Source organism: Streptococcus sp. NSJ-72, assembly GCF_014334035.1.
GTDB classification, from domain to species: Bacteria; Bacillota; Bacilli; order Lactobacillales; family Streptococcaceae; genus Streptococcus; species Streptococcus constellatus.
Genome location: NZ_CP060489.1, coordinates 832,276 through 857,692, shown reverse-complemented (window position 1 = coordinate 857,692; position 25,417 = coordinate 832,276). Strand labels below are relative to the sequence as shown.

General features: G+C 39.5%; 14 protein-coding genes and 3 pseudogenes. 3 read left to right on the top strand and 14 right to left on the bottom strand.

Translation table 11 applies throughout. The features are described 5' to 3' along the window. Positions 1-7: 7 nt before the first annotated feature. From H8787_RS04265 to H8787_RS04205, 13 genes and pseudogenes are all read right to left on the bottom strand, one after another. A complete protein-coding gene (locus H8787_RS04265; RefSeq protein WP_003069849.1) occupies positions 8-1,093 on the bottom strand; it encodes a hypothetical protein in 1,086 nt (361 codons plus the stop codon). A 50-nt stretch (positions 1,094-1,143) separates the two neighbouring features. Beyond that, positions 1,144-2,478, bottom strand: a complete 1,335-nt coding sequence (locus H8787_RS04260; RefSeq protein WP_037597404.1) for an SPFH domain-containing protein — start codon at positions 2,476-2,478, stop codon at positions 1,144-1,146. A gap of 418 nt (positions 2,479-2,896) precedes the next feature. Beyond that, complete coding sequence (alaS, locus tag H8787_RS04255) at positions 2,897-5,515, bottom strand: alanine--tRNA ligase (RefSeq protein ID WP_187328302.1); 2,619 nt, start codon at positions 5,513-5,515, stop codon at positions 2,897-2,899. Positions 5,516-5,572: 57 nt separating this feature from the next. Beyond that, complete coding sequence (locus H8787_RS04250; RefSeq protein WP_080654547.1) at positions 5,573-6,142, bottom strand: LURP-one-related/scramblase family protein; 570 nt, start codon at positions 6,140-6,142, stop codon at positions 5,573-5,575. Between the two features lie 137 nt (positions 6,143-6,279). Continuing rightward, positions 6,280-7,218 (bottom strand): peptidylprolyl isomerase PrsA, encoded by a 939-nt coding sequence (gene prsA, locus H8787_RS04245; protein WP_003069861.1) that lies wholly within the window; start codon positions 7,216-7,218, stop codon positions 6,280-6,282. A 106-nt stretch (positions 7,219-7,324) separates the two neighbouring features. Next, complete coding sequence (locus tag H8787_RS04240; RefSeq protein ID WP_187328301.1) at positions 7,325-8,008, bottom strand: O-methyltransferase; 684 nt, start codon at positions 8,006-8,008, stop codon at positions 7,325-7,327. Beyond that, positions 8,009-9,811 (bottom strand): oligoendopeptidase F, encoded by a 1,803-nt coding sequence (pepF, locus tag H8787_RS04235; RefSeq protein WP_048800444.1) that lies wholly within the window; start codon positions 9,809-9,811, stop codon positions 8,009-8,011. A gap of 19 nt (positions 9,812-9,830) precedes the next feature. Continuing rightward, positions 9,831-10,793, bottom strand: a complete 963-nt coding sequence (locus H8787_RS04230; RefSeq protein WP_187328300.1) for a competence protein CoiA — start codon at positions 10,791-10,793, stop codon at positions 9,831-9,833. Between the two features lie 88 nt (positions 10,794-10,881). Then, positions 10,882-11,178: pseudogene (celB, locus tag H8787_RS04225) on the bottom strand (PTS cellobiose transporter subunit IIC); the annotation flags it as partial. Further along, positions 11,172-12,158 (bottom strand): annotated as a pseudogene (locus H8787_RS04220) (6-phospho-beta-glucosidase); the annotation flags it as partial. The pseudogenes celB and H8787_RS04220, both read right to left, overlap by 7 nt. 294 nt (positions 12,159-12,452) lie before the next feature. Then, positions 12,453-13,622: an MFS transporter gene (locus H8787_RS04215; RefSeq protein ID WP_049494016.1), complete on the bottom strand. Its 1,170-nt coding sequence runs from the start codon at positions 13,620-13,622 to the stop codon at positions 12,453-12,455. A gap of 80 nt (positions 13,623-13,702) precedes the next feature. Then, the gene (locus H8787_RS04210) at positions 13,703-15,082 is read right to left on the bottom strand and encodes a DUF1958 domain-containing protein (RefSeq protein ID WP_187328299.1); all 1,380 of its coding nucleotides are present in this window, start codon (positions 15,080-15,082) and stop codon (positions 13,703-13,705) included. A gap of 115 nt (positions 15,083-15,197) precedes the next feature. Next, positions 15,198-15,905 (bottom strand): glucosamine-6-phosphate deaminase, encoded by a 708-nt coding sequence (locus tag H8787_RS04205; protein ID WP_003069878.1) that lies wholly within the window; start codon positions 15,903-15,905, stop codon positions 15,198-15,200. Between the two features lie 306 nt (positions 15,906-16,211). Between H8787_RS04205 and queA the strand changes: the two genes are divergently transcribed. The 3 genes and pseudogenes from queA to H8787_RS10095 all read left to right on the top strand — a co-directional run. Further along, on the top strand, positions 16,212-17,240 hold the full coding sequence (gene queA / locus H8787_RS04200; RefSeq protein WP_187328298.1) for a tRNA preQ1(34) S-adenosylmethionine ribosyltransferase-isomerase QueA: 1,029 nt from the start codon (positions 16,212-16,214) through the stop codon (positions 17,238-17,240). Positions 17,241-17,250: 10 nt separating this feature from the next. After that, entirely contained in the window at positions 17,251-17,724 is a 474-nt protein-coding gene (locus H8787_RS04195; protein ID WP_003069883.1) for an arginine repressor, read from the top strand. Between the two features lie 237 nt (positions 17,725-17,961). Continuing rightward, a pseudogene (locus H8787_RS10095) lies at positions 17,962-18,203 on the top strand (transposase); the annotation flags it as partial. 57 nt (positions 18,204-18,260) lie between these two features. Here H8787_RS10095 and H8787_RS04190 read toward each other — a convergent pair. Further along, entirely contained in the window at positions 18,261-25,394 is a 7,134-nt protein-coding gene (locus tag H8787_RS04190; protein ID WP_262350659.1) for a Rib/alpha-like domain-containing protein, read from the bottom strand. Positions 25,395-25,417 lie beyond the last annotated feature (23 nt).

Sequence of the window (25,417 nt, the reverse complement as noted above, 5' to 3'; positions counted from 1 at the left end):
TCCCTTCTTACAGTAAGTGAATCATCCATACAGCCGCATAACTAACTAAACTTGCCGCCACGCCCAGTCCAATTAGCCAACGTCTATAAGCTTGCTTGTCTAAGGGCAAATCTCCGACGAATTTACCAGTCTGACCATTCATCGCAAAGACAAACTTTTTGCCCCTCCAAGTCGTATTTAAGAGCCAAACTGGATAGAGAACATACTTAGTTGAACCATTTATCAAGCGAATATTCGAAGATTCTGGGGTAACGGCAGAAAACCCCGTAACTGTATCTTCAAAGGCTTCCTCCGTGCTTTGCTTGACACGGCTGTTAGCATGAGTAATGCTCTCCTCGGCTCCGACATCATATTTATCTGCTAGGTATCCTGCTAGGTAAGCTGTCTGAAAATCAACAGCTTCTGAAAAATCAAAGGGTTCAATGGATTCCATTAATTGATCATCCAATTTACTTGAACCGTCTACTGGGATATGTTCAAACGCTAACTGACCGGAACGAATAACTGAAAAATAGCTTGTTTCGGTATAGTCATACTCACTATCACTCCATGTTCTAATCCTGCTTGCTTTATAATGAACATCCGCATCTGCTTCTGTGTCAAAAAGCCAGAACGGAACATAAACCCCCTTTACTTCATCAATATGATTTTGGTCTTTAAAAACTTTTGGCAAGAGACGTTTCCCCATGAGATGCTTGTTCAGATTCGCCTTTGCTGCCTTTTTATCTAATTTGAACGGAATCACATAATCTGGCTTTAAATCACCAGCAAAGCGTCCCATCATAACAACAGGATTATCGCAGAATGGACACGAAGTGGCTGCTGTTGACTCGTCAGCAACAATTTCACCACCACAAGATTTACAGACATAAACTGATAGCTGATCAATCTCGCCCGTATCCCATTCACCACCAGCCTGCATACTCCAGGTCATATTTTCATCAGTCTGGGTTTTTAATTGTTCATCCAATTCCTTCAAACTTGACATATCCAATTCGGAATCACAATAAGGACACTTCATTTTCTGGATTGAACTATTAAATTCAAGAGCACCGCCACAATTTGGACATTTATATTCTTGTAAATCAGCCATGATGACCTCCTTTCTACTGTCATCGAGCTATGAGATAGTTAGAAAAGCTTTTAAACAAGGTCATTTTCATCAAATACATTGCCACATTCAGGGCAGAATTTAGGTGGATTATAAGCATCTTCTGGTTGCCAGCCACAATTGCTACAACGATATTGACGGCGGGTTTCTGGTTTCGGTTGACCACAGTTTGAACAGTATTTACCATTATTGACAGTCCCACAAGTACAAGTCCAGCTGTCACTCACAGGTTTTGGTGAACCGCATTCTGGACAGAACTTGCCGGATGCTTCATGCCCATTTGGACAAGTCCATTTATCTGCAGTAGTTTGAGTTTGAGAGGTTGCACTCGCTGTTTGCGTTTGCTGACTAGCGGCCTGCTCTTGTCCCATAGCAAAAAGATTTTGGGCATTCATACCGCCTGCGCCCGCTGCCATTCCTACTCCCATAAAGCCAGTCATAGCACCGCCTGGATTTTCAGCCGCTGCTTTCATAGCATCTGCCTGTGCACCGACTAAGGTAGCCGCTGCCATGGTTGGGTCCTTCATAATAGCCACACGTTGAGCCTGCTTAATCATTTCAGCATCTTCGTCTGGAAGAGTTACTGAACCAAGAGCTACACTGATGACTTTCAAACCACGAAGCTCGCCCCATTTGCTAGAGAGTGCTTCATTCATAGCATTTTCGAGTTCTGTATTATGGCTAACAATTTGATTTGGTCGCAATTCTAAATCAGACAATGTAGCGAATGCTGGTTGAAGAGCACTGATAAATTCTGTTTTCAGTTGTGATTCTAACTCTTCACGTAAATATTCTTTTTCGACATTGCCACAGACATTGGTATAGAAAAGAAGTGGGTCTGCAATCTTATAAGAATAAACACCAGAGCAACGGACAGAAACATCCACATCTAAGCCGATTTTTGAGTCCACTACACGAAACGGAATCGGATTTGGTGTGCCAAACTTATTATCAATCAGCTCTTTGGTATTGAAATAGTAAACACGCTGATCTTTGCCTGTATCACCACCATAAGTGAACCGTTTTCCGATTTGTTTGAAGGTCTCCTTAATGGAATCACCTAAATTACCTGTAAAAATGCTCGGCTCGCTAGAGGTGTCATAAGTGAATTGACCGGGCTCAGCACAAACTTCGACAATTTTTCCCTGCTCAACAATCATCATACACTGACCGTCTGCAACAGCAATTCCAGAACCATTTGAAATAATGTTGTCACTGCCCTTCGTATTGGATGAACGTCCAGATACTTGCTTTTGTCCTTTGACCACCATGACGGACTTGTCCATGGCATCACAGTAAAAGAATTCTTTCCATTGGTCAGCCAATACGCCGCCTACAGCACCAATTCCTGCTTTAATGAGTCCCATAAGAATCTCCTTTCTCTCTTTAAAAAGCATGTTTCCGCTACCTTAAACTGTACTACTGAACGACATCATCTCCTTTGTCATAAATTTGTAAATTTTTACAAAAAATCATACGCTAACTGGCAATATTTGTCTTTTTATCGCAACATAATCAGCTATATGAAAGCGCTTTATCTCCAAAACTATTTTACCATATTTTTATAAAATTGTAACTATCAAAAATATGAAAGCTATTTTTGGATTTATAAAACGCCAGAACTTAATCGTACAAATAAAAAAACGAATAATTCCGATGTTCTGACTAACAGAATATCGAAACTGTTCGTTTTTTGTATGATTTTTATGCAACTCTCTTAGATTTCATTTTTTGAAATCCTTGTAGAGACAAGCACAGATCTATCTCGCTTAAAGTAATATGACATTACAATTTTTCAGGAACAGCTGTAAGTAACTCTTGAATAGCTGCTTGGTTGCTTCCGCCAGCCATAGCCATATCTGGTTTACCACCACCACGACCATCTACAATTGGTGCTAATTCTTTAATTAAGTTACCAGCATGAATCTCCTTTGTCTTGCTAGCTACAAGGACATTGACTTTCTCACCAATAGCCGCCACAAGGACAAGGACATCTGAATAGTCTTTTTGTTTCCAAGTATCGGCAAACGTACGAAGGGCTCCAGCATCGGACACAGAAACTTGACTGGCGATAAAACTATGTCCATTAACTTCTTGAACATTCTTGAACACTTCACCCGAAGCCGCTGCAGCTGCCTTTTCTTTCAACTCAGCGTTTTCTTTTTGCAATTGACGTAATTGCTCTTGAAGAGTTTCAACTTTATGAGAGACCTCTTTTAGTTGAGGAACTTTGAGCGTTGTAGCAATGGCTTTTAGCACATCTTCTTCCTCACGATAAGCTTCAAATGCTTCTTTACTTGTCACAGCGAGAATGCGACGTGTTCCTGAGCCGATTCCTTCTTCTTTGATAATCTTGAAAAGACCAATTTCAGAAGTATTTTTCATGTGAGTACCACCACACAACTCAATAGAGTAATCTCCAATTGTCACCACACGAACTTCTTTTCCGTATTTTTCTCCAAAGAGAGCCATCGCACCCATTTCTTTAGCAGTATCAATGTCTGTTTCAATAGTTTTAATGTCAATCGCTTCCCAAATTTTTTCATTAACTTCTTGCTCAATGCGACGTAGCTCTTCTGCTGTAACTGCTTGGAAATGAGTGAAGTCAAATCGAAGAAATTCTACTTCATTGAGAGAGCCTGCTTGCGTTGCATGTTTACCTAAGACATGATGAAGAGCCGCATGAAGCAAGTGTGTTGCTGTGTGATTCTTCATAACACGGTGACGACGATTGTGGTCAATTTCAAGCTTATACTCTTGGTTTAATGCGAGTGGTGCTACCACTTCTACTGTATGGAGCGGTTGTCCATTCGGCGCTTTTTGAACATCTACGACTTGTGCAACGAGATTGCCTGCAAGGTCAAAGATTTGTCCGTGGTCTGCTACTTGTCCGCCCATTTCAGCATAAAATGGCGTTTCTGCAAAAACGAGGTAAGCCTTACCAGAAGTCACTTCTTCTACTTCTTTATCATCTGCCACAATCGCAACCAACTTCGCAGATAAAGCCTCTTTTTCATAGTTAAAGTGGCTTTCAGTTGTAATGTTTTGCAGTGTTTCATTTTGCATGCCCATAGAGCCACCTTTAACAACGCTAGCCCGCGCTCGTTCTTGCTGCTCTTTCATAGCAGATTCAAAACCTTCACGGTCTACTGTCATACCTGATTCTTCAGCGATTTCTTGGGTCAATTCTACTGGGAAACCATAGGTATCATAAAGTTTAAAGACATCAGTTCCTGAAATAACAGACTGTCCTTTTGTTTTTAGTTCCTTTACAATACTTTGTGCAAAGTGTTGACCTGAATGAAGTGTACGAGCAAATGATTCTTCTTCACTTTTGACAATTTTTTCGATGAAATCTTGCTTTTCAAGCACTTCTGGATAATAACTTTCCATAATTTTCCCAACTGTTGGAACGAGTTTGTAAAGGAAAGGCTCATTGATTCCTAATTTTTGACCATGCATAGAAGCTCGGCGGAGCAAGCGGCGTAAAACATAGCCACGTCCTTCATTTCCCGGAAGAGCACCATCCCCAATAGCAAATGACAAAGAACGGATATGGTCTGCAATGACCTTGAAGCTCATATTATCTCCGTCTGGATTATAATTCTTACCGGATAATTTTTCTACTTCGCGGATAATTGGCATAAAGAGGTCTGTTTCAAAATTTGTTTTTGCCCCTTGGATAACCGCTACCAAACGCTCTAAACCTGCACCTGTATCAATATTTTTGTGAGGTAGCTCCTTATATTCACTCCGTGGGATAGATGGATCTGCATTGAATTGAGACAGAACAATATTCCAAATTTCAATGTAACGATCATTTTCAATATCTTCTGCAAGTAAACGAAGTCCTTGATGTTCAGGATCAAAAGCTTCTCCACGGTCAAAGAAAATTTCTGTATCGGGCCCAGAAGGTCCTGCACCAATTTCCCAAAAATTATCCTCAATTGGAATCAAATGGCTTGGATCTACGCCAACTGAAATCCAACGATTGTAAGAATCATGATCGTCCGGATAATAAGTCATATAGAGCTTATCTTTCGGGAAATCAAACCATTCAGGGCTGGTTAAGAGTTCAAAGGCCCACTCAATGGCTTCATCACGGAAATAATCACCAATAGAAAAATTTCCTAACATTTCAAACATGGTATGGTGCCGCGCTGTTTTTCCGACATTTTCAATATCGTTCGTCCGAATCGCTTTCTGCGCATTGGTAATCCGTGGATTTTCTGGAATAATAGTGCCATCAAAATATTTTTTTAACGTTGCTACACCAGAGTTAATCCACAGCAAGGTTGGATCATTGACTGGCACTAAACTAACAGACGGTTCTATAGCATGCCCTTTTGAAGCCCAAAAATCTAACCACATTTGGCGTACTTGAGCGCTCGATAATTGTTTCATTTTTTCTTCTCCTTAAAACTTTTCTTTAGATGATTTTCCTATTGCCTATCTCGAACTCTAAGAACTATTTTCGAGAGCCTCCACATAGTCAATGGCGATACATAATGAAATGATCAAATCAGCATAGGAATCCTCATAAATCGTAACCTGATAAGTGGAAGTCAGATGAAATAACTCTTTTGAAATCTCTGCAATTACTTGTCCCTGATCATCTAGCAAACGAAATTCTAAATCCCAGATGTTTCCTTCCACGCGCAAACCTAAGTTGTCAAATTCATATTTATCTCGTAAAAAGGTAAATTTTTTACGAATATAAAAATTCGAACCATTGCACAATTGAACTTCAAATTGGGGCAAAAAAGTAAGTGTTTTTTTACTAATCTGACTCACTAATTCACCTTTATAGTCATAAATGGTGAAGGTTTTTGGAATTTTTAAAAAGCTTCCTTCCACTTGATAATCAACGTTTCCTCGATCATCTTTGATATCAAACTTTTCACTACCAAAGCGAAATTTCTGCTTTACAAGGTAGGTTTTCATGACAATTCCTCGCCAAAAAACAAGTTCACTAGACGAAGGGCGAAAAACCGCGGTACCACCTTCATTCAATGAACTTGTCATTCTCATTATGTATGCAATTTTTTCTCTGAGTAGCATGGTTTTAGCTCTCACATGGCTTGCAGCACCGCCAATTCTCTGGGCTAAGAGGTCAAAAATCAATTCTCAATAGATTTATTATACTCGCTTATGAGCTTTTCGTCAACTTATTTTGATGAAGATGACGAGCTAGATGTTGATTTGCTATCTGACTTGACATATTGTGAGAACAGATTCTGGAAAGCTTGATCTTTCACTTTAATGTTAGCTGCTTGCAATTCTTTGGCAACAATTCTTTGAATAAAGGTTCGATTGTTTTGCTTTTGTGTTAAGATAACATTTTTCAGTTGTTTCTTATAGTCTTTCCAGTTTGCTGATTTTTCAGACTTACTATTTAGTTTCACAATGTAATAACTTGAAGAATAGGTTGATGATTTAACGGTGATAACATCAGAAATACCATTTGCTTCAAGAGCAAAAGCAGCCTTTTTAACAGCATCTGGAACATCTGTTGAAGCTGAGTCAAACTTCACTTCGCCACCCTTATCTTTTGTCTTCTTATCTGTAGAATTTTCTTTGGCAATTTGTCCGAAATCAGCACCTTCGGCTTTTGCTTTTGCCAATACTTCTTTTGCTTTGTCTTGGTTGTCTACTTTGATGATTTGAGCAGTCACTTCTGGTGTATAAGATTCGTATGCTTTTTTATAATTTGCATCTGTCAATTCTTTTTCTGCTGCTTTTTTGACAGCATATTCGACCAATTTGTTGGTTCTGATTTGTTCACGATAAGTATCTTCCGTCAATCCTGCTCTTGCCAATACTTGTTGAAAAGCAGTTCCGTAAGTGCTCTTACTCTTATTGAACGTTTCAGTGACTTCTTTTTCTGTAACATGTTTACCATAACTCTTTTCAAAAACTTCTTGAATGGTCATATTGAGAAGTACTTGTTGAGCAGCTGCATTATTTTTTACTTTATTATAAAAATCATTGACAGTAATTGTATTTCCCTTCATCGTGATAATGTCTTTACCACCAGCTTGTGAGCATGCTGCTAATGTTACAACTGACAAAAGCGTAATAGCTCCTGCTAGAATTTTTTTCTTCATTATGAAAACTCCTTTATTTAATTCACTTTCTTATTGTACCATAAAATCAATTTAATATCTTAAATTTTTCTAAAAACTTGTTAATAATAAGAAAATCACAAATATCTCATTTTTTTCGAATCATCAACAAACCATCACCAAGCGGTAATAAGGTAGCTGTTAAATCTGGATTATCAAGCGTTGCATCAAATAAGTTTTGCAAGCCACGATAAATGGTTCTCTGACTTCGACGTACTTCTATTATATCCTTAGCAACATCTCCACCCTGGAAAACATCGTCTATGATGATAATTCCTCCCGAATCAAGGTGTTTCAGAACTTCCGGCAGAAAAACAACGTATTTGGACTTGGCAGAATCCATAAAGACAAAGTCATAGAAATCTTTCAAGCTGGGAAGAATAGCCATTGCGTCTCCTTCAAGCAATGTAATTTGCCTGCGCTTATCAAACTTGGCAAAATTTGCTTTAGCAAGAGCAATCATTTCTGGATTGCGATCAATCGTTGTAATTTGCGCATGTGGTGCATGTTCTGCCATTAAAAGTGCTGAAAAACCAATGGCTGTCCCAATTTCCAAAATTTTTTCAGGCTGTAACGTTTCTAACAAAAAACGAAAATATGCAACTGTTTCGTGAGGAATAATGGGAATATTTTCTGCATGAGCAAAATTTTCGAGCTCTTCCAAAGAGCCCGAAACTCGTTTTTGCCGTGTCCGCATAAAATCAACTATTTCTTCCTTGACAACGGGGCGACGCATATTGTGATTGGCATTTTTACTATAGGATTTAACCATTTATGCCAAGCCTAACTTTTCTACAAGTGCTTCAAATTCATCAAGACGACGTTCAAAGACTGCAAAGGCAGCATTGAGATAGTCTTCTTTTTCCATATCAACACCAGCTTTTTTAATGACATTCAGCGGATAATCAGAATTTCCTGCTTTGAGATAATGGAGATATTTCTCTTTATCTTCTTGTGTTCCATTGACAATTTTATCGGCTAAGGCAGATGCTGCTGAGAAACCAGTCGCATATTGAAATACATAATAGTCATAGTAAAAATGAGGAATCCGTGCCCATTCGTATTGAATTTGTGGATTATCTTCTTTCGTCAATCCATAATATTTTTCGTTCAAATCTGCGTATAAATTATTCAAAAATTCACTAGTTAAGACTTGACCTTCTTGATCAGCCTTATGGATAGCATGCTCAAACTCAGCAAATTGAGTTTGGCGGAAAACAGTTCCGCGGAAGCCATCCAAGAAATGATTCAGAATCGCAAAACGAGTTTGATCGTCATCTACTTCTTCCAATAATTTCTCCGTCAGTATATTTTCATTGGTAGTAGAAGCAATCTCAGCTAAGAAAATAGAATAATCACCATAAACATAAGGCTGTGTTTCACGAGTATAGCTAGAATGCATACTGTGACCCGTTTCATGAACCAAGGTGAAGAGATTATCTAAGGTATCTTGCCAATTCAGCAACATAAAAGCATTAGTATCGTAAGAGCCGCCAGAATAAGCTCCTGACCGTTTACCTTGATTCTCACAAACATCAATCCAACGCTCTGAAAAGGCTTTTTTCACTCGGTTAAGATAATCATCTCCAAGAATTGCTAAAACTTCTTCCGCTTTCATCAAAGCTGCTTCATAGGTAAATTTATAATCTATCTCTGATAGCGGTGTATAAACGTCATACATCTTGAGATCTGAAATGCCTAAAATCTTAGCTCGCAACTGAACATAGCGATGTAAGAGCGGTAAATGTTTGTTGACTGCAGACACCAAGCTCTCATAAACACTTTCTGGAATAAAGTTAGCAGACAAGGCTGCTTCGCGTGCCGAAGAAAACTTACGTACTTTTGCATTGTAATTATGCACCTTAACATTTGTTTGGAGTGTCTTAGCATAAGTATGTTGATATTGTTCATAAACGCTATAAAGTGCTTCATAAGCTTCCTTACGGACTGTACGATTTTTTGACTCCACTAAGCTAATGTAATTTCCATGCGTCAATTGTACTTCATTGCCTTCTTCATCATGTACAATTGGAAAGACGATATCGGCATTGTCCAAAATTCCAAAAGTATCACCAGCAGCACTAAAAATTTCACCAGCACCTGCCAACAATTCTTCCTCGCGTTGAGAAAGGATGTGAGGTTTCTTTTGCAATAACTTGTCAAAGAAGTGCTGATAGATTTGCAATTCAGGTTTTTCAACTAAGAAAACCTGATACTGTTCATCTGTAATTGCCATAAATTCTGGCTCATAGAAAGCAAACACCTGCCCGAACTCGCTATAAATAGCCATGCCCTTGGCTTGATACTCTTGATATTTTGCCACACGCGTATCTTGGTCATTTTTCATGTGAGCATAGGAATAGAGCTTTTCAATACGACGCATTAAATCCATTTGGATGTCTGTCGTTTTTAAAAGGCTATCGGCTGAATCCAAAAGATGACCTGCTAAATGACTAGCTTCTTTTAATTCCTTTGAAACTTGCGCTAATTCCATTTCAAACGCTTCATCCGTTGGGAAAATCGTCGTTAAATCCCAAGTGTATTTTTCTTCAATTTCATTTCTTTGTTTTGCCATAAAATTTCCTCCGTCTTTCCTATTCTATCATAAATACTGATAAAATCCTTGTATAAAAAGCTGGAGGATAGAGAATTTGGAAATTTTTATTCTTTTCCTTTTCATAATAAGCTGAAAATTGTTGGTAATAAGGTGTGAGGTCTTGAAAAATCTGACAAAAAGAGCTGGCACGAACAGGCTGAACCTGCGGATAAAAGTCACTAGCCGTTTTAGTCAATAAATTATCACCCGCTTGATACAATTCTGCCTGTAATTTCATCCATTTAGGTTGTTGATAATAGAGCTGTTGACGAACATAACGGCAAATATTTTTATCCTCTTTTGCTAAAAAACTGGTCATCTCCTGCCGTTGAAAGGGCGTTCGCAGAACAGTCAAAAGGCTGCCCTGACCAAAAGGAAAAGACTGGACCTTATATTGAGCTCGACCATGCAAATCTTCGTGAATCAGATACTTGAGCCGAATCTCCTGCTTTTTATCATCCAATTCCCACAGATAAAAGCCCATATTTTGACTGAAATAAAGAAAATCTTTTTGTAAATTAGTTAAAGAATCTTTCAGCCAAAGTTTCTTTCCTAATAGCCAAAGAACATGATAACTGTGCTGATGATAACTGTCCGTACGCTCTTTTAAGCGCTTTTGACTCAGCGAACTGCATTGAACTTCAAGCGCAATCTGTTTCTCTACTAACAGATCTGCAATTTGTTGCAATTTAGGTAAATACGCTTCCACTTGAACTGCATGATTAGACTTTCTGGCCCAAGTAAACAAGGCAGCTTTCAAATTCAGGTGTTCTGCGCTTTCATTTTCCGTATAAAAATGACAGTCTTTTAAAGAAATATGAGCAAAATGCGGTCGCATGACTCTTCCTTTTTTAAAACGGACCGCCTCCAAACAAGCTGGACAGAGAAATTTATCCAGCGGATTTACCGTATCTTCCACAGCATTTAGTAGGTTCCCATTTTCCTGACAAGCTATTAGCATAAATTATTTTCCCCTTTTACTGAAATTATTCGCAAAAAAGAGAAACTTCCGAAAAAGTTTCTCAAATCTTTTATAAGGGGAAACAAATTTATTGAATCGCTTCAGCACCGTTCATTTCTTCTTTGTACAACTTAGTATCATACATCTTAATAAATGGATACCAAATTACAAAGGCAGCCAGAGCACAGATAAGTGCAACCACAAAGGCACCAATATTACCACCTGAACCAACGTATGCTCCAATACCAATAGGTGTTGGCCATGGTGTTTGGGCAATCGCTTTACCAACTAGTCCAAGTTGAACAGACCAGTAACCAATCGAAGCAGAGACGATGGGAGCCAAAATAAACGGAACGGTCAATATTGGATTATATACAAGTCGAAGTAAGGATTATTTTCCCGATGGGAGTCAATAGCAAAGGACATGTAGTAGCTAAAGCCAATATAGTCAACACTGCCCGCCAGCAAGTCTTCCTGATCCTGCTCGCTAAAGTCCACCTTTATTCCCTTTCTTTCCCAGTATTTGAGAATATGCTTAGGATATCGACCAAAGACATGCACGTCTGTAAAGTAATAACGCTTCTGCATAGCTTTCATAGACATAAGAATATCCTTTGGATTACAAATAGCCGGATAAATAGGACACATGGCAATCATACATCCGATTTGGAAGTCAGGATTGATCTCATGGCCGACCTTAACAGCACGCGCTGAAGCCACTAGTTCATAGTGGGCAGCCTGGTACATGATTGCTTCGCGATCATCGCCTTCCTTGTAGACAATCCCAGAGTTGGTGAAGGGAGCAAAATCTTCCTGATAATTAGCTTGATTATTGATTTCATTGAAAGTCATCCAGTATTTGACTTTATCCTTATAACGCTCAAAAACAACTTCTGCAAAACGGACAAAGAAGTCAATCACCTGACGATTTTTCCAACCACCGTACTCGGTTACCAAATGATAAGGCATTTCAAAGTGAGACAAAGTGATAATAGGCTCAATACCATACTTGAGGCATTCATCAAAAAGGTCGTCATAAAATTGTAGACCGGCTTCATTAGGCTCTCTTTCATCTCCTTTAGGGAAAATCCGCGTCCAGGCAATAGAAGTCCGGAAACACTTGAAGCCCATCTCTGCAAAAAGAGCAATATCTCCCTTGTAACGATGATAAAAATCAATGGCCTCATGGTTAGGATAGTACTTGCCTTCTAGGACCCCTGGGGTAATTTCCCGAGGCACTCCGTGACGAGCTGCGGTCATAACATCCGCCACACTGATACCTTTTCCACCTTCCTGCCAGCCACCTTCCAGTTGATGTGCCGCAACAGCTCCACCCCAGAGAAATCCATCTTTAAAAGTTGACATATCTAAAGTCCTCCTGATTTTGATATTTTCATTATACATCTAAGAAAGCGCTTTTAAAATCTATATTTTTGCCACAATAATGCGGAAAAATGATAGATTCGTATTCATAGGTAGACTTTAATAAACGGAACTTCCCTTGATTTAATATCACCTTTTACTATTAGACTATCATTTTTAGCTATCTATCGAGCTATTGATTCCATTATCTGTACATGCCTCTTTTTATTCAAACATCAAAAGTGACAAAGTACTTAATAAAGGGGCTGGAAAAAATCCAGTCCCTTTATACTTCTCTTAACCAAACAATTTCTGATTTGACTTGTTTGGTACTTTCAAAAAGAAAGCTAAAACAAGCACTAGAACCATTACACCAGCTAAGAAAAAACTCATCATTTCATAGCCAGATTTATCAATAATATCTCCTGCAATATTTTGAATAAGAATGGTTCCCAAATTGCGCGCTGTCTGCACCAAAGCAATAGCTGTGACCAAATAATTCTCATCTACTATGTTAGCAACAATCTTCAAAGTCACCATAATCAACAACATACCTGTAGCATGCTTTGACATTAAAGTTAAGAGAATTTTGGAAGTAAGCCCCAAATCCAATCCATAAATCACATACTGTAAAAGCAAAATCCCCAAAGGAATATAGAGCAATTTTTTAATTGGAACCTTATCCATAAAAAGATAAGAAAAGAAAATCAATGGCGACTCGCAAATTACAGAAATAGCTACCACAGTTGTCGCCATATTAACACTTAAACCGCTATGCTCTAGCATAGAAGGGATATATGTATGCCCTGTATTTCCAACTCCAGAATAAAGTGCCACGATAAGAAGGTAAAACAAATATGTTTTGTTTTTGAAAATTTTCCCAATAGAAGAGTCATTTTTCATTTGTGTGGCTTTTTTTGAACCTTGATTATGTTTTGGGTCAATCCCAAATACCCCAAGAATACTCACACACATCATACCGATAAACACGATGAAAATTGCTTGCGGTGAGATGAATTTATAAATCAATCCTGCTAATTGTGAGCCCATTGCATAACCAAAAGTACCCCAGATACGGATTTTCCCATAAGTATAAGGGCTTCTAGCAGCCAACACATCCATAACAGGATTGACTCCATTGACCAACATTAAAACAGCACTATACCAGACTGTCAACAATAAAAGATTATTGGCTTGCATAAAAAATATTGCAGCTATATTAATCAGAAGAAAACTATAAATGGTCACTTTTTTAATGCCAATCTTATCGTTTAAAATCCCCATGAGTGGCTGAACAATCATAGAAGAAAAGAATGAGGCAGAGACAACAAGTGACACCTGACTAGCTGAATAACCCTTATCAAGCATATATACTGAAATTAAAGTCGAAAAAAGTGCATATGCTAAAAAATAAAAGTTATACATTAAAAAATAGGCAAAATAGCTATTTTGAAATTTCCTAAACATGACTTTTTCTTTCTCCCTAAAAAATGTGATAAAACTCGACTGGAATCACCAATCGAGCTTTCTATTCTACAAATAAATGATTAACGTTTGTTACGACGAGAAAACTGAGTATTGCTATGAGAAGAGCGATTCATTCTTTTTTGCTTTCGTCTCATGATTTCAAAAACAATAATCAACAAAAAAATCACTATGGGAACTGCAATAAAAATATAATAATCTAAAAAAAGTTGCTTCAAACTTTTTCCGTTAGACTTTGCTATAGTACTTTGTACTGTTGATTTAGCTGTATTATTTTTAGTTGCTCTTTTCTTTACGTCTGTGACACTTTCTCCATCTGCAATGAGCGAAGAAAGTTGCTTCAAACCATTATCATTTTTTAACACTCCATTTTCCACAACTGGTTTTGCTGACGCCCCTTTTTTCACAGTTGCATAGAAATCTTTTGACAGGTTATATCTTTTTCCATTGATTGTTTGTTCTCCAGCCTTGAAAATTTTTTTGTACTCATAATCAGCATAAGCTTTCTCAATCAAGGCATTGCCAAATGGATGGCGGTAATATTCTCCATCTTGGTCAGACCAATTCCCAACTCCCATGATAACACTAATCAAGCGTTGTTTTCCACGCTTAATCGTTGCAATGTAGTTAAAAGCTCCTCGTGGACTTGATCCTGTCTTTAAGCCATCAACCCCCTTTATAGCATATCTTGCACCAGGAAGTGAGTAATTATAAGTTTCAAAAGTTTCTTCATACGGCGTTCCCTTTTTCACCGTTACAACTGATTTATTTGTGTAGTTTAAAATATTTGGATAATTTTTGACAAAATTGTAGCTTAAAATAGCTAAATCACGTGCTGTTGTCTGATTGGCAGCATTATTATCATAACGTTGTGGCGTGTATAATCCTTTAAAAGAAACCGCTGCAGCTCCACTGGCATTAAACCATTTTGTATTGGTCATGCCCAACTCTTTTGCTTTGGCATTCATCATGTCCAAAAATGTATCTGGATCATTGTTTGATAGATAATTCGCCAACATAACTGTCGTTGCATTTGATGAAGGAACTGCTGTCATGGTAATCAATTCAGAAACAGTATAATCTACACCGGCTACTATTTTATTGTTGGAAATCTCGTAAATATTTGCAATAGCCTGATCACGTGGTGTCGCTTTGATAACTGTATTTTCACTCAACTTTCCTTGCTGAATCGCTTCAAAAACTAAATACAAAGTCATCAATTTGCTCATGCTAGCTGGGTCACGAACTTCATCGATATTATCTTGCCAAAGAATATTTCCCGTATTAGCATCTACTATCAAGGATGATTTCGGACGATTGATTGGATTGACCTTTTCGTCTGGATACATTTTTTGCGCCATATCAACTAACTCGTCCGCATGAATAGTGATTGTTCCCACACACAACACAAAAAAACAAACAATAGTTAACAACTTTTTCACTAGAATCCTCCTGAGTTCTCACTTATCTTCTAGTATAGCATATTTTCCCTGTAAGATAAGGAATTTTTTTTAAATAATAAAAAACCTACCTAAAAATTAGATAGGAAATAGATTCTTATTTTTTTAAAATGCTTAAGGCTTCTTTATCTGCGATAACAACCACATCTTCATGTTTTTGAAGAGCACTTCCAGGCAATTCTTCTGTAATCGGTCCTTCTACTGTTCCTGCAATCGCTTTAGCTTTTGAAGCACCATAAGCAAATAAAATAATAGATTTTGCATCGAGAATATTCCGAATCCCCATTGAGTAAGCTTGCGTCGGTACATCTTCTATTTTATCAAAGAAACGAGCATTCGCTTCAATAGTTGATTGCTCCAAATCCACTACATGAACAGTACTATCAAAGCTCGTCCCTGGTTCATTAAACCCAATATGACCATTTGTACCAATTCCCAAAATTTGCAGGTCAACGGGATGCTCTACCAAAATTTGGTTGTAGCGTTTCACTTCTGCTTCCGCGTCTTCAGCAACACCATTTGGTAAAAAGCTTTTTTTAAAAGGCTTTTGATTAAATAAATGTTCTTGCATAAAATAACGATAAGACTGAGGATTTTCCCCACTTAATCCTATGTACTCGTCTAGATTCACACTGGTTAAGTCTGACAAATCAAGGTCACTTTCAACAATTTGCTCATAAAAACTCAAAGGACTGCTTCCTGTTGCCAAACCTATCGTTTTTGCTCCTTCAGCTAATTTTTCTTTTAACAATTCAAAGGCTACTCTGCCACCGGCTGCTTGATTTTCTACTTGAATAATTCTCATCGTTGAGCTCCTTTTCTTTACTTAATCATATTATATGGTATAGACCAATTTTTGTCAAGAGAATTTGTTTCTTTTTAAAAAATCCACGCTTGTTTGCACGAAAAATCGTGCTATAATAGAAGAATGTTAGTCTATTTATTCTGTTTATTTTTCATGGGAGTTGCTTTTCTTATTACTGCAATCTTTCTCAACACCAAGCAAATGTGGCGTTATCTCTTACTGATTTTAGGAATTTTACTCATGTGTCTGCCACTGCTTGCTTGTTGTTATTCGTTATGGATTTTAGTTACAGCTTAAGGAGAATATATGAATACTGCTGATTTTGACTTTCATTTGCCAGAAGAATTAATTGCACAAACCCCTTTAGAAAAACGGGATGCCTCACGTCTCTTAGTCGTAAATCACAAAACTGGTCAAATGGAAGATACGCACTTCGATGCAATTATTGATCAATTACATCCTGGAGATGCTTTGGTCATGAACGATACGCGCGTCTTACCTGCACGCCTTCACGGTGAAAAACCTGAAACAGGCGGGCATGTTGAATTGCTACTCTTGAAAAACATCGAAGGTGATGATTGGGAAGTGCTGGCAAAGCCAGCTAAACGCTTAAAAGTTGGGGCGGCTATTTCTTTTGGCGATGGACGCTTGACAGCAACTGTCTTAGAAGAATTAGAACACGGCGGACGAATTGTACGTTTTCACTATCAAGGGATTTTCTTAGAAGTACTTGATAGTCTCGGCGAAATGCCTTTACCACCTTACATACACGAAAAACTAAAAGATCGCGAACGCTATCAAACAGTCTATGCCAAGGAAAATGGCTCAGCTGCTGCTCCAACTGCGGGGCTTCATTTTACAAAAGAATTACTTGCTAAGATTGAAGCAAAAGGCGTGAAATTAGTTTATCTAACGCTTCACGTCGGGCTAGGCACCTTCCGACCTGTCTCTGTAAACAATGTAGATGAACATGAAATGCACTCAGAATTTTACACTTTATCAGACGAGGCCGCTGAAACGCTTCGACAAGTCAAGGCTAGTGGAAAACGTGTCATAGCTGTCGGAACAACTTCTATCCGTACACTAGAGACAATTGGCTCAAAGTTTAATGGAGAAATTAAAGCTGACTCCGGCTGGACCAACATTTTTATCAAACCAGGTTACGATTGGAAAGTCGTAGACGCTTTCTCTACCAATTTCCATCTGCCCAAGTCAACTCTCGTCATGCTCGTTTCAGCCTTTGCAGGGCGAGAATTGGTGCTCTCCGCTTATCAACATGCCATTGATGAAAAATACCGCTTTTTCAGCTTTGGAGATGCTATGTTTATAAAATAATAGGTGAAATATGAATAAAATTGAAAGCCGTCATCGATTAATTCGTTCGCTTGTCCTAGAGAAAAAAATTCATACACAACAAGAATTACAAGATTTGCTTTCTGCAAACGGTGTTACTGTCACACAATCTACTCTTTCTCGCGACATCAAAGCTTTAAATTTAGTAAAAGTGCACGAAGCGGATGTTTCTTATTACATTATCAACAGCATGGCGCCTTCACGCTGGGAAAAGCGCTTGCGCCTCTACATGGAAGATGCTTTGATTATGCTGCGACCCGTTCAAAATCAAGTTGTTATGAAAACGCTCCCTGGTTTGGCACAATCATTCGGCTCTATCTTAGACGCTTTGGAGTTTTCTGAGATTGTTGCAACCGTCTGTGGTGATGATGTCTGCTTGATTATCTGTGAGGACAATCAAAAAGCGCAAGACTGTTTTAACAAATTAAAACAATTTGCACCTCCATTCTTTTTCAGTAAAGATTGAACAATAAAAAAACTAGCACTTACCTTTATCGACTGCACCCCAAAAGTTAGATTTCCTGACTAACTTTTGGGGTGCTTTTTCGATGAAATTAACTTACAAAGAGAACGGACTGATTTACTATTATCATCTAAGATGTCAGTACCACTGTTACACTTACCTTTGTCGGGTATATTTTTTACTACAAAAATATACGGCTCAAAACTAAAAGAGTTTTCATTCAAAAACGACTTCTCCTACTCGAATGTCCGTCCTATCTTTCAGATTATCTTCAGGACATTCTTGAAAGGCAAGAACAAGATCCTGAGCACCTTGAAGCTTTCTTATTTTCAATGCCAATTTGGAGTCAATCAGTAAGCTTATCAAGGACCTCAAATACCTAGCTTCCGGATTTTAAAACTTTTCAAACTTTAAAACACACATTTTCATTGCCTTAAACATCAAAAGAGAGAAGACAACTTTTTGTCCTCTCTCGATGTTAGATGCAGTCAACTCACTACAGTTAATAAAGAGCCTATATGAGTACGTTACCAGACTTACTACTCTGTCTCTTCACTTTTCTTGTTACGTGCTAAACCATATAATACACCTGTACTTACAATGACAGCCATTGCAGCAGCTGTAAAGAATGGGCTATTAGTTTCACCAGTATTTGGTAAAGCTTTTGTACCTGAATTGGTATTAGATTGGTTTTCCGTTTGGTCCTTACCTTTTGGTTCGTTGCTATCCGCTTGGGTCGGAGTCTTCGTGACATGAACCTTCACTGGAACTTCATCCTTCGAGCCATCTGGATAAGTCACAATCACCTTCGCATCTTTATCGCCTGGCGTTGTGGTATCAACCGGTGTTTCGTATTCAAACTTCGTTCCTTTTGGCAATTCTGGAACGTTACCAATGGAATCTTCCGCTTTTGGTGTTTCTCCTACTTTAACCGTTTGGTCCTTACCTTTTGGTTCGTTGCTATCCGCTTGGGTCGGAGTCTTCGTGACATGAACCTTCACTGGAACTTCATCCTTCGAGCCATCTGGATAAGTCACAATCACCTTCGCATCTTTATCGCCTGGCGTTGTGGTATCAACCGGTGTTTCGTATTCAAACTTCGTTCCTTTTGGCAATTCTGGAACGTTACCAATGGAATCTTCCGCTTTTGGTGTTTCTCCTACTTTAACCGTTTGGTCCTTACCTTTTGGTTCGTTGCTATCCGCTTGGGTCGGAGTCTTCGTGACATGAACCTTCACTGGAACTTCATCCTTCGAGCCATCTGGATAAGTCACAATCACCTTCGCATCTTTATCGCCTGGCGTTGTGGTATCAACCGGTGTTTCGTATTCAAACTTCGTTCCTTTTGGCAATTCTGGAACGTTACCAATGGAATCTTCCGCTTTTGGTGTTTCTCCTACTTTAACCGTTTGGTCCTTACCTTTTGGTTCGTTGCTATCCGCTTGGGTCGGAGTCTTCGTGACATGAACCTTCACTGGAACTTCATCCTTCGAGCCATCTGGATAAGTCACAATCACCTTCGCATCTTTATCGCCTGGCGTTGTGGTATCAACCGGTGTTTCGTATTCAAACTTCGTTCCTTTTGGCAATTCTGGAACGTTACCAATGGAATCTTCCGCTTTTGGTGTTTCTCCTACTTTAACCGTTTGGTCCTTACCTTTTGGTTCGTTGCTATCCGCTTGGGTCGGAGTCTTCGTGACATGAACCTTCACTGGAACTTCATCCTTCGAGCCATCTGGATAAGTCACAATCACCTTCGCATCTTTATCGCCTGGCGTTGTGGTATCAACCGGTGTTTCGTATTCAAACTTCGTTCCTTTTGGCAATTCTGGAACGTTACCAATGGAATCTTCCGCTTTTGGTGTTTCTCCTACTTTAACCGTTTGGTCCTTACCTTTTGGTTCGTTGCTATCCGCTTGGGTCGGAGTCTTCGTGACATGAACCTTCACTGGAACTTCATCCTTCGAGCCATCTGGATAAGTCACAATCACCTTCGCATCTTTATCGCCTGGCGTTGTGGTATCAACCGGTGTTTCGTATTCAAACTTCGTTCCTTTTGGCAATTCTGGAACGTTACCAATGGAATCTTCCGCTTTTGGTGTTTCTCCTACTTTAACCGTTTGGTCCTTACCTTTTGGTTCGTTGCTATCCGCTTGGGTCGGAGTCTTCGTGACATGAACCTTCACTGGAACTTCATCCTTCGAGCCATCTGGATAAGTCACAATCACCTTCGCATCTTTATCGCCTGGCGTTGTGGTATCAACCGGTGTTTCGTATTCAAACTTCGTTCCTTTTGGCAATTCTGGAACGTTACCAATGGAATCTTCCGCTTTTGGTGTTTCTCCTACTTTAACCGTTTGGTCCTTACCTTTTGGTTCGTTGCTATCCGCTTGGGTCGGAGTCTTCGTGACATGAACCTTCACTGGAACTTCATCCTTCGAGCCATCTGGATAAGTCACAATCACCTTCGCATCTTTATCGCCTGGCGTTGTGGTATCAACCGGTGTTTCGTATTCAAACTTCGTTCCTTTTGGCAATTCTGGAACGTTACCAATGGAATCTTCCGCTTTTGGTGTTTCTCCTACTTTAACCGTTTGGTCCTTACCTTTTGGTTCGTTGCTATCCGCTTGGGTCGGAGTCTTCGTGACATGAACCTTCACTGGAACTTCATCCTTCGAGCCATCTGGATAAGTCACAATCACCTTCGCATCTTTATCGCCTGGCGTTGTGGTATCAACCGGTGTTTCGTATTCAAACTTCGTTCCTTTTGGCAATTCTGGAACGTTACCAATGGAATCTTCCGCTTTTGGTGTTTCTCCTACTTTAACCGTTTGGTCCTTACCTTTTGGTTCGTTGCTATCCGCTTGGGTCGGAGTCTTCGTGACATGAACCTTCACTGGAACTTCATCCTTCGAGCCATCTGGATAAGTCACAATCACCTTCGCATCTTTATCGCCTGGCGTTGTGGTATCAACCGGTGTTTCGTATTCAAACTTCGTTCCTTTTGGCAATTCTGGAACGTTACCAATGGAATCTTCCGCTTTTGGTGTTTCTCCTACTTTAACCGTTTGGTCCTTACCTTTTGGTTCGTTGCTATCCGCTTGGGTCGGAGTCTTCGTGACATGAACCTTCACTGGAACTTCATCCTTCGAGCCATCTGGATAAGTCACAATCACCTTCGCATCTTTATCGCCTGGCGTTGTGGTATCAACCGGTGTTTCGTATTCAAACTTCGTTCCTTTTGGCAATTCTGGAACGTTACCAATGGAATCTTCCGCTTTTGGTGTTTCTCCTACTTTAACCGTTTGGTCCTTACCTTTTGGTTCGTTGCTATCCGCTTGGGTCGGAGTCTTCGTGACATGAACCTTCACTGGAACTTCATCCTTCGAGCCATCTGGATAAGTCACAATCACCTTCGCATCTTTATCGCCTGGCGTTGTGGTATCAACCGGTGTTTCGTATTCAAACTTCGTTCCTTTTGGCAATTCTGGAACGTTACCAATGGAATCTTCCGCTTTTGGTGTTTCTCCTACTTTAACCGTTTGGTCCTTACCTTTTGGTTCGTTGCTATCCGCTTGGGTCGGAGTCTTCGTGACATGAACCTTCACTGGAACTTCATCCTTCGAGCCATCTGGATAAGTCACAATCACCTTCGCATCTTTATCGCCTGGCGTTGTGGTATCAACCGGTGTTTCGTATTCAAACTTCGTTCCTTTTGGCAATTCTGGAACGTTACCAATGGAATCTTCCGCTTTTGGTGTTTCTCCTACTTTAACCGTTTGGTCCTTACCTTTTGGTTCGTTGCTATCCGCTTGGGTCGGAGTCTTCGTGACATGAACCTTCACTGGAACTTCATCCTTCGAGCCATCTGGATAAGTCACAATCACCTTCGCATCTTTATCGCCTGGCGTTGTGGTATCAACCGGTGTTTCGTATTCAAACTTCGTTCCTTTTGGCAATTCTGGAACGTTACCAATGGAATCTTCCGCTTTTGGTGTTTCTCCTACTTTAACCGTTTGGTCCTTACCTTTTGGTTCGTTGCTATCCGCTTGGGTCGGAGTCTTCGTGACATGAACCTTCACTGGAACTTCATCCTTCGAGCCATCTGGATAAGTCACAATCACCTTCGCATCTTTATCGCCTGGCGTTGTGGTATCAACCGGTGTTTCGTATTCAAACTTCGTTCCTTTTGGCAATTCTGGAACGTTACCAATGGAATCTTCCGCTTTTGGTGTTTCTCCTACTTTAACCGTTTGGTCCTTACCTTTTGGTTCGTTGCTATCCGCTTGGGTCGGAGTCTTCGTGACATGAACCTTCACTGGAACTTCATCCTTCGAGCCATCTGGATAAGTCACAATCACCTTCGCATCTTTATCGCCTGGCGTTGTGGTATCAACCGGTGTTTCGTATTCAAACTTCGTTCCTTTTGGCAATTCTGGAACGTTACCAATGGAATCTTCCGCTTTTGGTGTTTCTCCTACTTTAACCGTTTGGTCCTTACCTTTTGGTTCGTTGCTATCCGCTTGGGTCGGAGTCTTCGTGACATGAACCTTCACTGGAACTTCATCCTTCGAGCCATCTGGATAAGTCACAATCACCTTCGCATCTTTATCGCCTGGCGTTGTGGTATCAACCGGTGTTTCGTATTCAAACTTCGTTCCTTTTGGCAATTCTGGAACGTTACCAATGGAATCTTCCGCTTTTGGTGTTTCTCCTACTTTAACCGTTTGGTCCTTACCTTTTGGTTCGTTGCTATCCGCTTGGGTCGGAGTCTTCGTGACATGAACCTTCACTGGAACTTCATCCTTCGAGCCATCTGGATAAGTCACAATCACCTTCGCATCTTTATCGCCTGGCGTTGTGGTATCAACCGGTGTTTCGTATTCAAACTTCGTTCCTTTTGGCAATTCTGGAACGTTACCAATGGAATCTTCCGCTTTTGGTGTTTCTCCTACTTTAACCGTTTGGTCCTTACCTTTTGGTTCGTTGCTATCCGCTTGGGTCGGAGTCTTCGTGACATGAACCTTCACTGGAACTTCATCCTTCGAGCCATCTGGATAAGTCACAATCACCTTCGCATCTTTATCGCCTGGCGTTGTGGTATCAACCGGTGTTTCGTATTCAAACTTCGTTCCTTTTGGCAATTCTGGAACGTTACCAATGGAATCTTCCGCTTTTGGTGTTTCTCCTACTTTAACCGTTTGGTCCTTACCTTTTGGTTCGTTGCTATCCGCTTGGGTCGGAGTCTTCGTGACATGAACCTTCACTGGAACTTCATCCTTCGAGCCATCTGGATAAGTCACAATCACCTTCGCATCTTTATCGCCTGGCGTTGTGGTATCAACCGGTGTTTCGTATTCAAACTTCGTTCCTTTTGGCAATTCTGGAACGTTACCAATGGAATCTTCCGCTTTTGGTGTTTCTCCTACTTTAACCGTTTGGTCCTTACCTTTTGGTTCGTACTTATCCTTAAGCGGAAGAACATTGATGGTAACTGTCTTAGGTTCTGCTTGATTACCTGCTTTATCTTTTGCAGTAAAGGTAATTGCGCCCTTATCTGCTAAAGTGGCTTTCATAATTGTCACTTTCATGACTTTCTTATTAGCTTCGTTAGTAAGATACTCAATTTTAACACGACCTGCAATGATATCTTTTCCATACTTAGCTTTAAGATCATCTAAACCTAGAGCAACTTCATTTTCGTCTTCAACTGTAACCGTAAAGGTAATATCTTCATCCACTTTAACAGTCTGTTGCTCTGGAGTGACGGTTAATTTTGGAGCTGTATTATCAGTTTTTTTCGATGTAACGGTTACTTTAACATTCACATCATCAACAGTACCATCTGGATAGTGAACTTCAACAATTCCGTCTTTTTCACCTGATGTTGAGGTGTCTGGTTTATGACCATCTTTCCATTTATACGTTGAATTTGATGGCAATTCATTTGTATTTGCAATGCTATCTTTTGCATCTAATTCCGCGTGTTGTTCAACAGTCCTATGCTTAGCCTCTGGTGAATACTTAATATTATCTGGATATTTCTTAACTGTTACATTAACTGGAACTGTATCAACAGTACCATCTGGGTAAGTCACTGTTACATTACCTGTAATAGCACTACCTGGTTTTGCATCAGCTGGGATCTTAACAGTTACTTCCCCAGTGTTTTGATCAACTGTAATAGGCGAATTAGGTTCGGTCTTATAAGTTGTTCCTGCTGGAATTTGCTTATTATTTTTTTCTTTGATTTTAAGATTTACTGTATCATTTGGATAGCCTGAACCATTATCATACTGCGGCGAATATTCATCGGCATCTTTAGCTAATGTAGAAACATCTACAGTTGCAATTTTACTAAAGTTATAAATACCGCGACCAGCTGGATGAGCAATGCCTCCGCCAGTTTCACGAGAAGTCATCCCAACCGTTACCCAAACTTTATTGACTAGGTCAGTATTCTCGCGAAAACGGCTCCCCCAACCCATCCAATCACCAAATTGACTATCAACATTAGGAAGCTGACCTAACTCATTTAACTCTTGTCTATTGATTTTTGTATCAAAGTTGTAAATCCGAGTACCTGATTGACTAGATGAAGCGAGCCAATCTTCAAAACCATATTTAGAGTAGTATACGTGTTTCTCAATATTATATTTTTGCCCTTTTTCTTTATTAGAACCTGTATTACCTAAGCGATCACCGTTCGTCCAATCGTCCATAAACTTAGAAGAACCTAAAATCTCCGCTTCTTTCCCGTTAACGTTAACCTTACTTGGGGTAAACAATTTTCTACTAGAAGCCCCCCATCGGTCTACATCACTAGGATAACTAGTCATAGTTTGTAGTGTTCCTGTGTAGCTCACAGACTGCACCACCATATTTTCTGGCTTGTGAAGACCACGTGAAGTGGTAAAAAGATAGTAAGGTCTAGAAAAATCCTTAGCTACCCCCATAAATTTACCTGAGGCATTGCCTTTTACAACAATTTGCCAGTGGATAGTATCTTGCTCTCTATCATATTCTGCTCTGACACGGAGAATTTCATCAGCATAGTTATCATTCCCTCCGGGTTTTTGTGACCAACCAGTTGAAAAATCATTATTTTTAAACTCTGCATATGTTACTTCGGTAACACCGTTTCTCCATTTAATTCGAGAAATTTGACCTTTACCGGTTTCAGCCATTGTTTTAGCAACACTATTATCTTCTAATTTATCATCTGGTTTCCAATCAGCGTCTCTTGTTTGTGAACCAGTCACAAATTGAGCACCTTTTATTAAATCCGAAATTTCTGTTGTTTTAGGAGCAGACTCGCTCATCAAATCGTCTGCTACATTGTTGCTAGACTCTGTTTCTGATGCCTTTTCTACTTTTTTAGTAGTTTCAGTAGTGGAGTTAGCTTGGTTAGTAGTTAAATCAGAAGATACTGAGGAAATTTCTTCCTGTTTTTTATCTTCTTTATTATTAACCGTTGTAATTTCCTCTGAATTCAACACCGAACCTTGTGTCGCAGTTTTTGGTGTAATTTCAGTTGCAGATACTGCTGCATTCGATCCCAAAAACATTAATGTCGCGATAGCAATACTCGCTGCCCCGAATTTAAATTTTCGAATAGAAAAACGTTGTCTAGTCTGTGAAATATCGTATGTTTTCTTGTTAACCTTAAACAAAATAACACTTCCTTTCTTAATTA

Bases quoted from the DNA above. Each gene is read 5' to 3' on its own strand.
- H8787_RS04265 (WP_003069849.1), bottom strand. From the start codon at position 1,093: ATGGCTGATTTACAAGAATATAAATGTCCAAATTGTGGCGGTGCTCTT.
- H8787_RS04260 (WP_037597404.1), bottom strand. From the start codon at position 2,478: ATGGGACTCATTAAAGCAGGAATTGGTGCTGTAGGCGGCGTATTGGCT.
- alaS (WP_187328302.1), bottom strand. From the start codon at position 5,515: ATGAAACAATTATCGAGCGCTCAAGTACGCCAAATGTGGTTAGATTTT.
- H8787_RS04250 (WP_080654547.1), bottom strand. From the start codon at position 6,142: ATGAGAATGACAAGTTCATTGAATGAAGGTGGTACCGCGGTTTTTCGC.
- prsA (WP_003069861.1), bottom strand. From the start codon at position 7,218: ATGAAGAAAAAAATTCTAGCAGGAGCTATTACGCTTTTGTCAGTTGTA.
- H8787_RS04240 (WP_187328301.1), bottom strand. From the start codon at position 8,008: ATGGTTAAATCCTATAGTAAAAATGCCAATCACAATATGCGTCGCCCC.
- pepF (WP_048800444.1), bottom strand. From the start codon at position 9,811: ATGGCAAAACAAAGAAATGAAATTGAAGAAAAATACACTTGGGATTTA.
- H8787_RS04230 (WP_187328300.1), bottom strand. From the start codon at position 10,793: ATGCTAATAGCTTGTCAGGAAAATGGGAACCTACTAAATGCTGTGGAA.
- H8787_RS04215 (WP_049494016.1), bottom strand. From the start codon at position 13,622: ATGTTTAGGAAATTTCAAAATAGCTATTTTGCCTATTTTTTAATGTAT.
- H8787_RS04205 (WP_003069878.1), bottom strand. From the start codon at position 15,905: ATGAGAATTATTCAAGTAGAAAATCAAGCAGCCGGTGGCAGAGTAGCC.
- queA (WP_187328298.1), top strand. From the start codon at position 16,212: ATGAATACTGCTGATTTTGACTTTCATTTGCCAGAAGAATTAATTGCA.
- H8787_RS04195 (WP_003069883.1), top strand. From the start codon at position 17,251: ATGAATAAAATTGAAAGCCGTCATCGATTAATTCGTTCGCTTGTCCTA.